The following is a 14,881-nucleotide window of genomic DNA, read 5'->3' as shown; positions in this document are numbered from 1 at the left end:
TTTTTACTTAATACTCTTAATTCTAATTGCTTAAAATATTACTATGTCTTTTGATTGATGGAACCGGCAACAACGATGGTCTTGGCAAGTCATCAAACAGGACTAACTTTCAAGCAAATTTGAGTATAACGAGCTCACAAATCAAGTCAACAGCCTGAAAACCTACGACCTTGTGTGGCGCTTTACCCGCTTTAATTTAGGCTTTTTTAGGTTTCAGTGTGAGCGCGATCCCAGCCAGCACCGTGATCATAGCAATCATTAAAATTACGCTTAACGCTTCTCCGACGAACAGCACACCACCGATCGCAGCCAACATAGGCACACTCAGCTGCACGACGCCCGCCTGAGTTATGGTCAACCTTGCCAAACATTTATACCAAATTGCGTAACCTATCGCCGAAGCCAAAGCCCCAGATGCCACAGCTAAAAGCAAACCGGCGCCAGTCAGTATGGGGGGCGACCAAAGTGCCAGCAACGGCACCAAAAGCAGTAGAGCCAAAGCGCTAGCCCGAAAGAAATTGCCCGTTGTGTTGATTAACGGCTTGGCACCATTGCGTCCTAGCAGCGTATAGCCAGCCCAAGCGCCCCCGGAAACAATCATTAAAATAGCACCGAGCATATCGGGCCGGGCCGCGTTGGGTAAGAGTAAAATAGCCACACCTAGCAAGGCAATCATCAAGCCCCATACTTCTAGCACGCTAGGTTTTTGTTTTGCAATAAAGCTCGCAACAATAGTGACAAGCTGCACAGTAGCAAAAAGCACCAAGGCCCCTTCCGCAGTGCCCAACTTAACATAGGCCAATGAAAAGCTTAGCGCATAAACAAAAAGAGCCAGGCCACCCGACCAGCTACCCTGACTCACTTTTTCGCGCCACCGCCCGGAGTCGGTAAATACCACCAAAGCAGCTAGTACAGCTGCGCCACTGACCAACCGAACAAGCGTAAACGATAACGGATCAATTGCACTGAAGCCTAACGCGTATCGACAGAATATTGAGTTGCCAGCAAATGCCAGCATAGCGCAAAAAGTTAATAAGAACGTGTTCATTTAAGCCTCATATTATGTCAGCCAGAGGCTTCATAACGCGTGAAAGACCAGCTGCTCCTTAGGAGCTAACAGGGGCACATATCTTTGCTCTGTAAAAATGGCGCCGCGAGAATCTGGTCAATTGTAACTCTCGCTTTAGCTGTAAAGGTGGGTCTATACAATTTCCAATATAACTGACTTACGAGTCTTGACCAATAATTTAACGGCCACACGTCAAACACCAACAACAATAGAACCAACAAACTGAAACTCATAGCAGCTCGATGAATCTACATTCTAGTGCGCTAAAAACCCCTAATCTCGACCAAGATTAAGGGTTTATTAGTGGCCAGAGGCAACTTATAAAGACAAGTCTCGGTTACTGGCTTTGATGAACTCTTGTTTTAGAGCCTCATAGGTGTGAGCAGCCGGGAACTGAGGAAACTCATCGATCACATTTTGCGGGGCATGAAATAAAATACCGGCATCGGCCTCACCCAGCATAGTCGTGTCGTTGTAGGAGTCGCCAGCAGCAATAATACGGTAATACAAGGTTTTTAGGGCGAGTACCGACTGGCGCTTTGGATCTCGCTGGCGCAGATGATAGTTGATCACCTTGCCCTTGTCGTCTGTCTCTAAACGATGACATAAGAGCGTGGGGAAACCGAGCTGACGCATCAAAGGCTGGGAAAACTCATAGAAAGTGTCTGACAAAATAATGACCTGAAAACGCTCACGCAGCCAGTTTACAAACTCGACCGCTCCCTCTAAAGGCTCAAGGGTCGCAATCACTTCCTGAATTTCATGTAAGCCTAAGTTATTCTCTTCAAGGATTCGCAAACGCTGACGCATAAGCACGTCATAATCCGGAATATCTCGCGTTGTTGCTTTCAGTTCTTCAATACCGGTCTTTTCCGCAAATTTTATCCAGATTTCCGGTACCAGAACCCCTTCCAGGTCCAAACATGCCAGCTCCACGTCAGCCTCCAAAAATTATTTAGATAGAAAAGCTGGCGAATCTAACCTGCTTAGCGTAAAAACGCAACGGACTCAGCTACTTTTTCACGTGGAACATATCCCAAATACCGTAATTAACTTGAGAATATAATAACTTTTTGGAATATATGGTTAAAGGCGCCAAGCCTATGAAGCCCAGCAATATGGGCCTTAATAACACCAGATATAGTAACTGTTTAATATTTAAGCACAGCATGTGTACATTTACAGTACTATTCGATTATTTTTAAATCATGGTTTCACGAAAAAGTACTCTCAGTTATAAGTTAAGACTCGCGTGTTATTGGGAACCCTTTAAAAGCTCTGGTATCCTTCCGCCCAAATAGAGCAGATAAGCCTTAGATTGACCGTGATTAAGGATCTAGCAATGAATGACCAAATTCCTCTGGTGGATATCGAACAACAATTGGCCAACCAGAGCCCGTTCCGTATTATGAAGCACGCTCTGGAGAGCCATGATCGTATTGCCATCTCATTCAGTGGCGCCGAAGATGTCGCCTTAGTTGATATGGCCAGCCGAATTCGACCTGATGTAGAGGTATTCTCTCTCGATACCGGTCGACTGCACCCAGAAACCTATCAATTTATTGAGACAGTGAGAAACCACTACAAGATCAATATTGATATTATTTCGCCGGACGGTGACGCCGTACGTCAACTGGTACGCGAGAAAGGGCTGTACAGCTTTTATCAAGACACACACAAAGAGTGCTGCGGCATTCGTAAGATCACTCCACTGCGCAATAAGCTCTTAGAGGTTGACGCCTGGATTACGGGTCAGCGTAAAGATCAAAGCCCGGGCACCCGCTCCGACATACCGGTCATACAAGATGATCAGGGTTTCGCCCGAGCCGGAGAAACCCTGACCAAATACAACCCTTTGGCCAACTGGAGTTCGGAGGAGGTATGGGCCTATATTCGTGCCTATGAAGTGCCTTACAACCCTCTGCACGACCGGGGCTTTATTTCTATCGGCTGTGAGCCATGCACTCGCCCCGTAGGGCCTGGCCAACACGAACGTGAAGGACGTTGGTGGTGGGAAGAAGACACCAAAAAGGAATGCGGTCTTCACGCTAGCAATATCAACCCGTAAGATTGAGGACAGCGTGAACATTACACTGGTTAAGAAAATACTCGCCGATGGCTCACCCTGCCGTAAATGTGCCGATGTTCTGCATAAGCTTGAGCAAGGTGGTTACCTTGCTCAAATTGATCAGATCGTGGAGGCTATCGAAACCGATCCTGACAGCCGCGGTATGCAGTTAGCAAAACAATACGAGGTGGACCGGGCACCGTTTTTTTTAGTGGAACAAGACGACGGCTCTACTGAGGTGTACACCGTGTATTTGAAATTTCAAATGGAAGTTTTAGACGCCTAGCCTATGCCTTCAGGCCCCCGGGCAAACAACTCCTGTCCCGCCAATGCCGCAGTAACCCGACGGGTTCTTAGCTAAATACTGCTGATGGTAAGTTTCAGCGTAATAGAACTGCCCCGCTCTCAGTATTTCGGTGGTTATCTCGCCAAAACCTACCGCCGATAACGCCTGCTGATAACTCTGTTTACTGTTAAGCGCTTGGTCCATTTGCTCAGCGGTACTCAGATATAAACCCGAGCGGTACTGGGTGCCCCTGTCGTTGCCTTGCCTCATGCCCTGAGTGGGATCGTGAGATTGCCAGAACAACGCCAATAAATCTTCAAAACAAATGCTGGCCGGCTCGTATACCACCAACACCACTTCATTGTGGCCCGTAAGACCACTGCACACTTCTTCATAGGTAGGGTTCGGAGTAAAACCTGCCGAGTAGCCAACCACTGTGCTAATGACCCCAGGGGTCTGCCAGAACAAGCGCTCCGCCCCCCAAAAACACCCCATGCCGAGCAAAAACCAGCTACTGTTCGGCTGAAAGGGTGGCTTAATTGATTCGCCGGTAACAAAGTGTGTGGAGTCCACAGCCAGTGATTGCTCCCGGCCGGGCAGTGCTTGCTCGGGTGTCGGCAGGTGGAGTTTTTGGTTAAGGGTATTCATGATGACGACTCCTCAGCCACTCTAACAACTGTTCGGCCTTGCGCTTTACCAGCCAGCATTTGCTGTAATATTTTAGGCGCCTGCTCCAGGGTCACCTCGGTGGCCAAGTCATGATAATCCAGTGCCAAGCTGGATAACATCTCCCACAATTGGGCTTTAAGCTGCAGAGGGATTTCTGCTGAGTCCACACCGAGCAAAGAAACCCCGCGCAATATAAATGGGTAAACGGTTGTCTGGCACTGCTCAGACAGGGCCATACCGCAGGTGGCCAAGGCGCCTTCAGGTCGAATAACTTTGAGTAAATTTTCCAGCATGGGACCGCCCAAGGTATCCAGCCCCAGAGAAAACTCAGGCTTTAACAGAGGTTTAGGCGAGCGCTCTCGCCAAGACCCGCTATCGATGCAATGTCGAGCCCCCAAGGCTTTCAGCCGATGAAACTCGTCGGGCCTTGAGCTCATAGCAGTAACACAATAGCCTCGGGCTGCGGCGAGTTTAATCGCCACACTGCCCACACCGCCAGAAGCACCGGATATAACAAAATCATCGCCGGCCTTGGCCGTGGGAACTTGTCTTTCTAGTTTGTTCAGTGCCGTTGCCACCGTAATACCGGCAGTCCCCAGTGCCATTGCATTGAAAAACGACAATTTATCTGGGCACGGACAAACCCACTCGGCCGGCACACGACAATACTCGGCCAAGCCTCCATCGCTGTTCATCCCAAAATCAAATCCGCTGACAATCACCCTTGCCCCGGCTTTAAACTGGTCAGAGCTGTCCTCTACCACAATACCGGCGGCGTCTATACCGGGCGTGTGGGGAAAATTGCGGGTGACACCTGGGTGCCCGGAAGCACTTAAAGCATCTTTATAATTTAACGCCGAACAAACGATTTTAATTAACACGCCAGCCGATGCCAATTGATCAACATTTACCGACTGTAATTGACACTGATATAAACCATCTTGGGCTTCAACTCTGACAGCGGAAAATTCTTTCATAATTGCCAACCCTGTTTAACTTAGAACCAGCGTTTAGATTGCACTCGACTCAACCAGCGTACTAATAAGCGATCAAGTGTCGACTCGGCCGCAAAACCTAATTTTTCTGGCAGTGATTTTTTCTGGGTAAACTCCACCCTAAATATGTCAGCTTTTTGTGCCTGATCTAATAAATACCCATCACTGGTTTTCAATTCATCGATTAATCTCTCGTCCAGTGCGCGACGTCCGTACCACACCTCACCGGTAGCGACTTTATCGACATCAACCACTGAGCGATGCTCTTGCACATAGTCTTTAAACAGTACGTGTGTTTTTTCCAGATCTTCTAGAAATTTAGTGCGGCCTTTCTCGGTATTTTCACCAAACATAGTGACGGTTCTTTTGAACTCACCGGCGGTGTACATTTCATAGTCAATATCATTTTTCTTGAGTAACCGATGAAAGTTCGGCAACTGCGCAACAACACCGATTGAGCCTAAAATCGCAAAAGGCGCAGCAACAATTTTATCAGCCACACAAGCCATCATATAACCACCGCTGGCGGCGACTTTGTCGACACAAACCGTTAGTGGAATAGATTTTTCGGTAATACGAGTCAACTGACTGGCAGCCAAGCCATAGCTGTGTACCATACCGCCGCCACTTTCAAGTTTGATAACGACTTCATCCTGTGATTCCGCCAGCCCCAAAACGGCGGTAATTTCTTCACGTAAACTGCTATTGGCGGAAGCTTTAATATCGCCATCAAAGTCGATCACATACACCCGTTTGCGGCGTTCAGGCACTTGCTCTGTAGATTTCTTTTGTGCCTTACGATCTTGTTTTTCCTGTTTTTGTTTATCTTTGTGTTCTTTTTTTAACTGAGCCTCGTCCAACACCACAGATTTGATTGCATCGGTGTAATCGGCAAAAGTTTCGTTTAGGTTTTTTACCTCTATATGACCTTTATTTTGACCACTTATTTTTTGTTTATTACTGGCTATTAACGCCAACACCAAGGCTATCACCACCAAGACAGTGACTGACTTGGCGAAAAAAAGACCGTAATCTATAAGAAATTCCAAGGGTACTCCTGTTTTATCAATTATTGCCAAAGCCCAACTGCATCTTGAGCAATTTCATTCAAAGGCCGGGTAACCAAACCCGTACCGGATAAGCTAACTTCAAACAGTGCGCCATCGGCCATTGGCAAGTAAGTGGCCGAGCCATAAACAGCGTCGACTACTGGCAGTGTATTCTTAATTTGCCTTAGCCATTGCCACACATCGACACCGAGATGACTTTCATTAAACGAATAGAGTGTACGTTCGGCGTTTCGCTCATCTTCAAGGGAAAAATAACGGCCGGAGATTCGATCGAGACGATAGCCCGGCTGAATGCCCAGCTTTGCCACCTCACCCTTCCATTTAATAATGCGGGCATCCAGCTGCCACTGATCGCCACGCAAGGTGTAGGTTTTCTCTAAACCATCAGAATTTGCCAACATAACTTTGAATTCTTGCTCGGCTAACTTTTCAAAGCTAATAGTGGCGATTACTTGTTCTTTAACAATTTGTCGATAAGTGAAAATATCAAACGCGACAAAAGCAAAAATTAGCGCCATTGCCAACAGTGACAAGCCAAACATGCCGCGCAACCAACCCAAAATCCAACTATTGCGAAACAGGAGCTTAGCCCCAGAATAAGCGATGATTAAGCATAATATGGCAGCAATTACTGCCAGAGCGCTGTAAAACATGTCGAACGGTCTCCACTGATAACCAGTTTACGTCTTTTAATTGGCGAGACTCGCCACAAAATCATCAATTAATCGTCGAGCTATCGTGCCTTTAGGAGGTACGCTTGGTAATTGATCGAACCGGTACCAGGCAGCATCCTTTATTTCATCGTCTTGTAATAATAGCTCGCCTGAATCGTATTGCGCCCAAAACCCTAACATAAGCTGACCGGGAAATGGCCAACTTTGACTGTACTGATAGCGTAGCTGTGAGACTTTAACCCCCACCTCTTCTTGCACTTCCCGACACACCGCTTGTTCTATCGACTCACCCGGTTCCACATACCCTGCCAAGGTGGTGTAAACACCGCTTTTCGAGCGGTGGTGCAGTGCCAACAAACATTCTTGAGCACGAGTGACCAGTACAATAATACAAGGGTTTAACCGAGGGTAGTGGTGTGTGTCGCATGTCTTGCAGGCTTTTACATACTCATTGCGCTCTAGTAAATGAGTATCAGGGTCAGGCAGTAATGAGCCGCACTGGTTACAAAAGCGTTGCGATTGCCACCAATGGGCCAACTGTACCGCCACCCCTGCCCGCTCAAACATGTCCGATGAGTATAGTGATAGGCAATCACGCAGCTCAACCCATTCCAGAGCACCAGACAATTGGCTGTCTTGGTTTATCAATACACTATCGCCCGTAGTGCCGGGCAATGGAATGCTAACACTGCCCGGCATTAGGGGCGCCACCGAAACAGAACAAGGGTAACCGGTAGCTTTATCAACGGCCAACTTACTGCCATGAACCTGCCAACAAATAGCAGTATGAGTCATAAGTTCGAGCGGTAATTATTAAGAAGCAACGGGAAAACCCAAAGCCTGCAGACTTTCTTCGGCTACTTGCAGTACACTGGTATCGGCATCTTTACCAGACTTAATGGCGTCCAGATAATACTCCAGGCTAATCACAGAATCGGCAAAAGTTTCCAATAAATGTTGCACAGCTGCAAGTGGCTCGGGGCCGAGCAATGCTTCATTGACAAATTTTTCGCTTGCCGCAACCACGGCCGCTGCCCGTGGCAGATTAAGTACCAACATCCCACCGCGAACCGATGATAAAGTTGAGGCTACATTCTTAATATGGCCGACATCGTAATTAGACTCAGAGTAAGAGTTAAGCGCGCGTTTAATCAACGCCAGACCGGACTCTGCTTCCTCGATGACGAGGGCCTCGGCCTCCATCAACTGGCTGGATGACAGTGCCTCTTCGCGTGACAGGGCATTGAGCTGGGCTAACTTTTCTTCCGAAAGGTTCATTTTGGACAAACCAGACACGGTGCTCTCAATATAGAGTAAGGTATCCGCTACGCCTAACAAGTCGTCTGTATGAGCTTCGACCTCACCGGTTTGCCAGCTAACAATTTTGGTGATTTCTTCTTTTAGTGACTTACTCGGAGCCACTAGTCCCACCACCGCTAATATCTCAGCCACTTTTTTCAGTGTGTCTATCAATTCTGGGCTGTCAGTTAACAGCTCCACCCCACCCTGGGCGGCCCGCTCTAAAATATTTTTGGTGCTGCGCAGCTCATCCTGCAAGACACTGGTCATGGATGTGACGGTAGTTGCACTCGGGCCCTTGAGATACTCCTGCTCGCGAAAAAGCTCTTGCTCGTTATAACCGAGTTTGGGCGCCGAATAAGCCTCAATAATGGCTAACGAGCGTTCACTTTCATTGCGCGCCAGCGCCACCTGATAAACCAACTCTTTGAGCATGTCGGGATTAGGCTGCTTTTTTAATGCATCTTCTCCTTCAAATAAAAAGCGCTTTAAATCGCGATCGAGGGCACTAAAAAGCATTTTGCGAGCTTTGTTTAACTGTAGATCTTCCGCCTGTAGAGCCGACATCATTTCCGCAGCCACCCACCACAACTGGCCCATCGGGTTATTGCCCGATAGTTTATCCAACCGCTGAAATGAACGCTCCATCATGCCCAATGACGGCTTGACCTGCTTGCCTTGTAAGACGTTAAGCATCGCCACCTGGAACATATGGCGTAATCGTTTGACCACTTGGCGCAAATCTTCAGGGATTTCGACTTGCTCTACCTCGCCGCGCTGGCAGTCACTGACATCAACTGGGTAGTAATACCCCATACCAATGGGCTTCACCTTGCGAGCCAAACGCAGTTCATTAATATGCGGAATCAATAGAACGGCCATACTCCGGCCAGTTTGGCTGCAATATTCAAGATAACGCGGCAGAATAAAGAAAACCGAGGTGATCTTTTCCAGCTTAGGTAGACAGCTAGAGGCCTCTCCCAGTGGTATATCGGTGATGTGTTCGACTAACTCATCGGCCAGTAAATCAACACCGCGCAGCTGCAATAGGCTGAGGGTTCCCCGAATCTGAGTGATATCGTCAATACAATGTTGCAACAACTCGCCATTGTTTAAATCTGAAGCAAATTGCTCCAGCCGCCCGGCGGCACTTTCAATAGTGGCGACTAGTTCATTATGCACCAACTTTAGAGAGGAGGGATTGAAGCGCTCAGCCATTTCAGTTGTCACAGTTGCATCCTACTTTTGAAGTGCCCACAAGCCTTTTAAAATTAAGTTTTGGCTTTAATGGCAATAAGTTAATGGTCAATCTTAGAATCTACATTAAACCGCTTTAAGCGCCTTGTTGGCAAGCTTGTGGACAGGAACTGGCTCTCATTGCGACCACAGACTGCTACCACCGCAGGCTTTATCGATTTGCGCCAACTTATCCTGATGACGAGCCAACTCTTGCTCTGTTGCGGCAATAACAGGCAGAGCGGGCCGAGACGCATCAAGCCTGTGAATTTCGCCCGCTTGATTGGATTCCGACTCTCCACTATTGCCACTGCTACCCAAGGAAAGTGCCGTTTGGCCACCGGTCATCAGCAAGTAAACATCGGCCAAAATTTCAGCATCAAGCAGAGCGCCGTGCAGTTCGCGCTGAGAGTTATCCACCCCGTAGCGCTTGCACAAGGCATCCAGACTGTTTCTCTGGCCCGGGTGTTTACCCCGCGCCAACAGCAACGAATCAACAATATTATTGTTTAGTGCAATGGTTTGGTGGCTGGGATCTAGCAGGCGCAATTCGTGATCGATAAACCCCACATCGAATGGCGCATTGTGGATCACCAGCTCAGCACCGGCAATAAAGGCCATGAACTCGCCGCTAATTTGCGCATAAATGGGCTTATCTTCCAGCATCTCGTTAGTAATGCCGTGAACTTCAATTGCCCCAGCATCTACTTCACGTTGAGGGTTAATATATTGATGATAGTGCTTGCCGGTTAATTTGCGATTGATCATCTCCACACAGCCAATCTCAATAATCTTATGCCCCTGCTTTGGGTCAAGACCGGTTGTTTCGGTATCAAGCACTATTTGTCGGTGACCGACTGAATTATCTTGCATCTACTTTTTCACTTATTCAAAGAGTCTATGCCTAAATTGGCTAACTGATCGGCACGTTCGTTTTCACTGTGGCCACTGTGCCCCTTCACCCACTGCCAGCTCACTTTGTGCCTAGCGTTTTGTTCATCCAGCTGGCGCCATAAATCATCGTTTTTCACCGGCTTTTTGGCCGACGTCTTCCAGCCATTGCGTTTCCAGCCAGCCAACCAACTAGTGATTCCCTGCCTGACATATTGTGAATCAGTTGTGAGCGTTACAACACAAGGTTCTTTCAACGCTTTTAAGCCTTCAATAGCAGCCATTAATTCCATACGGTTATTGGTTGTCATAGACTCACCACCGCACAGTTCTTTCTCTTGATCATTGTAGCGCAGCAGTGCGCCCCAGCCTCCAGGGCCTGGATTGCCACGACAAGCGCCATCGGTAAATATTTCTATGGTTTTCAAAGTGTTTTGTTATTCCTTATAGATGAATCGTTGTGATCTCTACTGACTTGCCTGCCACCTAATTTACCGGAAACTCCCGCTAAATCAACGAGCTTGGGGGCCTGCCACTCGGGCTTTAAAGGGATAACACCGCTGACGTCTTTGCGCACAGTGATCAAATAATAATCTCCCCAAGGCGCCTTACCGAGGCGCAACAGCTTTTCGAGCTTATTGACCATTGTACTGGCCGATGGGTCTTGAGAAAATGGCCAAAAATGCCCTCTTTTAATATTAATGACCTCTAGATCAAGCAATGCAAACCAATCGTACAGGCGGCCGACACGTAAAGCTTGCTGACGCCATAACAACTTACGACTGGTAGTACGTTTAAATAGACGCCATGCCCCCCCCAAACTCCACGGGTTAAAACCCACAATAATAATATGCCCTCTGGGAATAAGTGCACGGCTTGTCTCAGCCAACACCTGATGTGGAGACTGACTAAAATCCAATACATGGTGCAACAAGATGACATCAACCGATTCCGGCGCTAATGGCAAACGGTGGTACTCACTATAGGCGCCAGCATTAGTAGTACTGGAAGATCGCCCCGCCCCACCTTGGAGGGCAAAGGTATGAGTGATACGGCTATTATCAGTCAGCGTGAGCTCTTGGCAGGCACTAATTTGACATAGATGGTAGCCAAACAGGCAGCCCAGAGCCTCATCGATATCGCCGCGCTCTCGCTGCAACAATGCTTGGCCACGAGGTTGCGCAAACCACCTACTGACCTCTTGCGCTTGCTCTTCTAAACCAACCCCGTTCGGGCTTCGCCGTTTAGCCACCATTTGTCAACCATAATGTCGAAAAGTGAATTGAAAGGTAAGATTACGTTATCTACTCGATAGATTGTGACCATAGACCTGTGATTTCTGCAATCTGCTGCACACTAGCCTGCATTGACCCCCTGCAAGCAAACCCATAGAATCCACCACAGTTTGTCACTATCCGCAAAGTTGTCGCTTCCATGAATAAAGTGTTACTCCTCTCTGCCAGCCTCGTATTGTTACTTTTGGCAGGGTGCTCTACCCTTTCCCCCCCTGCCGATAACGCTCAGAGTGCGTCCAGCGAGCCCCACCAGCGTCAAGACCCTGAATCACGGTCTACCATTGAGCCCAAACCGCAGCCTCAAGCAACAGTCGACGTTCCACCAGCGACCGAAGACCTGTGGCAACGTATACGAGCGGGATTTGCCCTGCAAGAGCACTCACACCCTAAGATGGAGCAATATGTCCGCTGGTACAAGTCTCACCCTGAGTATATAGACCGAGTTTTTGAGCGCGGCCAGCGTTATCTATTTCATATTGTAGAGCGATTAGAAGAACAGGGGTTACCGCTAGAGATCGCGTTAATGCCGGTTGTGGAAAGTGCATTTGACCCTTTTGCATACTCTCACGCCACAGCCTCGGGCATGTGGCAATTTATGGCTGGGACTGGCTCTGATTATGGCCTAAAGCAAAATTGGTGGTACGACGGCCGGCGCGACGTTGTCGACTCCACCGATGCCGCCATTGTCTACCTAAAACGCCTCCACAAACTGTTTGATGGCGATTGGTTGCATGCCCTAGCGGCTTATAATACAGGGCAGGGTCGCCTAATGCGCTCTATTAAAAGCAATCAAAAAGCCGGTAAAGCTACCGACTTTTGGTCATTAAGCCTACCGCGAGAAACTCGGGCCTATGTACCGCAATTACTGGCGCTGTCCAAAATCATTAACAATCCAGCGGACTTTAATATCGCCCTACCAGAGATACCTAATGCGCCCTATTTTGTTTCCGTCAATATTGACTCTCAGCTAGACTTGGCACAAGCCGCCGAATTAGCCGAAATCAGCATGGATGAGCTTTATTTACTTAACTCCGGTTTTAATCGTTGGGCCACTGACCCCGAAGGCCCACACCGACTCAATATACCCGCCGCAAAGCAAGGCAGTTTTAGTAGCGGGCTGGCCGCCATACCAACTGAGCAACGTATCAGCTGGCAACGCTATACGATCAAGTCTGGAGATTCACTGATTAAAATTGCCCGTCAACACAACACCAGTGCCGAGGCCCTGAAAACTGCCAATAATTTACGCAGCAGCCGTATCCGCGCCGGCGATACCTTAATGATCCCCAAGGCGATTGCAGGCAACGAGCACTATGCGTTTAGCGCCCCTCAAAGAAGAGAGCAAACTCAGGAGCGCTCCAAAGGAAAAAGTGGCAGTGAAAAAATTCACTACACGGTACGCAAGGGTGATAGCTTTTGGCGTATCGCAAACCAACATCAGGTGAGTGTCAGCTCGCTTGTCCGCTGGAATGGCATGGCCCCGCGAGATACATTAAAGCCGGGCCAAAGATTAGTAATATGGAGTCAAACAACGAAAAGCGAAGAAACTGACCGTCAAGTCACCCGCAAGCTTTCTTATAAGGTTCGCAAAGGCGACTCATTAGCTCGTATTGCCAATAAATTTAATGTCTCGGTTGCCGATATTTCACGCTGGAACTCGGTTACCACCGGGCGCTACATCCACCCCGGACAATCACTCACCGTCTTTGTGGATGTTACAAAGGGTCGTTAACCGATGCCAACAAGGTTTGTGTGTATGCATGCGTGGGCCGGGTTAACACCTCGCTGGCAACTCCGGCCTCAACGATCTCGCCCCGGTTCATCACTAGCACTTTATGGCTCATGGCTCGCACCACCTCAAGATCGTGGCTGATAAAGATATAAGACAAACCATATTCGAGCTGAAGCTCTTTTAACAGTGTAATAACATCTTTTTGCACCGAGCGGTCCAGCGCTGATGTAGGCTCATCAAGCACCAATAACTTCGGCTTTAAAATCAACGCCCGGGCAATGGCAACACGCTGGCGCTGCCCGCCGGACAATTCATTGGGGTAGCGATAACGAATGGCCGGATCGAGGCGCACCCTCTCCAACACCGTCACAACACGACCGTCTAATTCTTCTTTTGACAGCGACTGAAAAACCGACAAGCCCTCGGCAATAATATCTGCAATTGACATTCTGGGGCTCAGACTGGCAAAAGGGTCCTGAAAGATAATCTGAATATCCTGCCTGAGATCGCGCATCGTTTTACGGTCGACACTCAACAAATCGATTTTTGATTGACCGTATTCGACTACACCACGAGAGTCGATTAAACGCAGGATAGAGCGCCCCAACGTTGTTTTACCGGAACCACTTTCACCCACTACTCCCAGCGTTTCTCCACTACGCAGTTCAAAATTAACATTGTTGGTAGCTTTAACGTGATCTACGACTTTTTTAAACAAACCTTTTTTAATCGGAAACCAGGTGTTAAGTTGATCCACCTTTAATATAAGGGAAGCGTCATCGGCGATAGCTTGCGGCTCGGCACCGGGTTCCGCGTCCAACAGAACTTTGGTGTAGCTGTGTTTAGGCTTAGCAAAAACCTCAGCTGTTTTACCCACCTCTAACAACTGCCCTTTTTGCATAATAGCAACGCGATCGGCTAAACTCTTAACCACTTTAAGGTCGTGGGTGATAAATAATACCGCCATTCCCAGATCTTTTTGCAGTTGTTTTAGCAATTTCAGTATCTGCGCCTGCACTGTTACATCTAACGCGGTGGTTGGCTCATCCGCAATCAACAATTCCGGCTCATTGATCAAGGCCATGGCGATCATAACCCGCTGGCGCTCACCACCACTAAGCTCGTGGGGCAATGATGACAAACGTTGCTCGGGATTGCGGATACCCACGCGTTCCAACCACTGAACAATTTTTTCTTGAGCTGAACGTTTTGTTCCAAGCCAACCGTGTAAAGTTAATGACTCATACAGTTGCTTTTCAATTGAGTGCAGTGGATTGAGTGAAGTCATCGGCTCTTGGAAAATCATGGAGACTCGATTACCCCGCACCTGTTGTATTTTACGTTCGCGAATAGACAGCAGGTCAACGCCTGAAAACACGATGCGCCCCTGTTGATAAACAGCAGAGTGCTCGGGTAATAACCGCAAAATAGATTGAGCGCTGACCGACTTGCCAGAGCCACTCTCCCCCACCAGGGCTAATGTTTCACCGGGGTACAGATCAAGATTCAACCCGTGCACAACGGTCCGAACATCGTCTGCGTGGCGAAAACCAATGGTTAAATCTTCAATAGATAAAAGCGCTTTAGTCATTATCAC

The 14,881-nt window shown here is 48.2% G+C and carries 15 protein-coding genes; 3 read left to right on the top strand and 12 right to left on the bottom strand.

Going from position 1 to position 14,881, the window contains the following annotated elements:
• Positions 1–196: 196 nt before the first annotated feature.
• Positions 197–1,048: a DMT family transporter gene (locus Q4526_RS12455; RefSeq protein WP_215977412.1), complete on the bottom strand. Its 852-nt coding sequence runs from the start codon at positions 1,046–1,048 to the stop codon at positions 197–199.
• A gap of 339 nt (positions 1,049–1,387) precedes the next feature.
• Positions 1,388–2,005, bottom strand: a complete 618-nt coding sequence (thrH, locus tag Q4526_RS12450) for a bifunctional phosphoserine phosphatase/homoserine phosphotransferase ThrH (protein WP_215977411.1) — start codon at positions 2,003–2,005, stop codon at positions 1,388–1,390.
• A 406-nt stretch (positions 2,006–2,411) separates the two neighbouring features.
• On the opposite strand from thrH, the gene Q4526_RS12445 reads away from it, so the two are divergent.
• Positions 2,412–3,137, top strand: a complete 726-nt coding sequence (locus tag Q4526_RS12445; RefSeq protein ID WP_215977410.1) for a phosphoadenylyl-sulfate reductase — start codon at positions 2,412–2,414, stop codon at positions 3,135–3,137.
• Positions 3,138–3,150: 13 nt separating this feature from the next.
• On the top strand, positions 3,151–3,423 hold the full coding sequence (locus Q4526_RS12440; RefSeq protein ID WP_215977409.1) for a hypothetical protein: 273 nt from the start codon (positions 3,151–3,153) through the stop codon (positions 3,421–3,423).
• Positions 3,424–3,432: 9 nt separating this feature from the next.
• Here Q4526_RS12440 and msrA read toward each other — a convergent pair whose 3' ends face one another.
• From msrA to Q4526_RS12395, 9 genes are all read right to left on the bottom strand, one after another.
• On the bottom strand, positions 3,433–4,071 hold the full coding sequence (gene msrA, locus Q4526_RS12435; RefSeq protein WP_215977408.1) for a peptide-methionine (S)-S-oxide reductase MsrA: 639 nt from the start codon (positions 4,069–4,071) through the stop codon (positions 3,433–3,435).
• Positions 4,068–5,069, bottom strand: coding sequence for a YhdH/YhfP family quinone oxidoreductase (locus tag Q4526_RS12430; RefSeq protein ID WP_215977407.1), 1,002 nt, complete (start codon positions 5,067–5,069; stop codon positions 4,068–4,070). The genes msrA and Q4526_RS12430 overlap by 4 nt, the downstream gene beginning before the upstream one ends.
• 20 nt (positions 5,070–5,089) lie before the next feature.
• Positions 5,090–6,136: a protease SohB gene (gene sohB / locus Q4526_RS12425; RefSeq protein WP_215977406.1), complete on the bottom strand. Its 1,047-nt coding sequence runs from the start codon at positions 6,134–6,136 to the stop codon at positions 5,090–5,092.
• Positions 6,137–6,156: 20 nt separating this feature from the next.
• The gene (locus Q4526_RS12420; protein WP_215977405.1) at positions 6,157–6,810 is read right to left on the bottom strand and encodes a cation/multidrug efflux pump; all 654 of its coding nucleotides are present in this window, start codon (positions 6,808–6,810) and stop codon (positions 6,157–6,159) included.
• Positions 6,811–6,846: 36 nt separating this feature from the next.
• A complete protein-coding gene (gene nudC / locus Q4526_RS12415) occupies positions 6,847–7,626 on the bottom strand; it encodes an NAD(+) diphosphatase (protein WP_215977404.1) in 780 nt (259 codons plus the stop codon).
• A gap of 18 nt (positions 7,627–7,644) precedes the next feature.
• Entirely contained in the window at positions 7,645–9,360 is a 1,716-nt protein-coding gene (locus tag Q4526_RS12410) for a pilus assembly protein (protein WP_215977403.1), read from the bottom strand.
• A 144-nt stretch (positions 9,361–9,504) separates the two neighbouring features.
• A complete protein-coding gene (gene dnaQ, locus Q4526_RS12405) occupies positions 9,505–10,239 on the bottom strand; it encodes a DNA polymerase III subunit epsilon (RefSeq protein ID WP_215977402.1) in 735 nt (244 codons plus the stop codon).
• A gap of 8 nt (positions 10,240–10,247) precedes the next feature.
• Positions 10,248–10,685: a ribonuclease HI gene (gene rnhA / locus Q4526_RS12400; protein WP_215977401.1), complete on the bottom strand. Its 438-nt coding sequence runs from the start codon at positions 10,683–10,685 to the stop codon at positions 10,248–10,250.
• Positions 10,682–11,512, bottom strand: coding sequence for a methyltransferase domain-containing protein (locus Q4526_RS12395; protein WP_215977400.1), 831 nt, complete (start codon positions 11,510–11,512; stop codon positions 10,682–10,684). Before Q4526_RS12395 ends, rnhA begins: the two co-directional genes overlap by 4 nt.
• A 179-nt stretch (positions 11,513–11,691) precedes the next feature.
• Between Q4526_RS12395 and Q4526_RS12390 the strand changes: the two genes are divergently transcribed.
• Complete coding sequence (locus tag Q4526_RS12390) at positions 11,692–13,284, top strand: LysM peptidoglycan-binding domain-containing protein (RefSeq protein WP_215977399.1); 1,593 nt, start codon at positions 11,692–11,694, stop codon at positions 13,282–13,284.
• On the opposite strand, the gene Q4526_RS12385 is transcribed toward Q4526_RS12390, so the two are convergent.
• Positions 13,268–14,875: an ABC transporter ATP-binding protein gene (locus Q4526_RS12385; RefSeq protein WP_215977398.1), complete on the bottom strand. Its 1,608-nt coding sequence runs from the start codon at positions 14,873–14,875 to the stop codon at positions 13,268–13,270. The genes Q4526_RS12390 and Q4526_RS12385 overlap by 17 nt on opposite strands.
• Positions 14,876–14,881: the final 6 nt, after the last annotated feature.

The sequence above is a fragment of the Gilvimarinus sp. 2_MG-2023 genome (assembly GCF_030547685.1).
GTDB lineage: Bacteria > Pseudomonadota > Gammaproteobacteria > Pseudomonadales > Cellvibrionaceae > Gilvimarinus.
The sequence above is the reverse complement of the archived record's forward strand: the minus strand, read 5'-3'. Positions and strand labels throughout refer to the sequence as shown.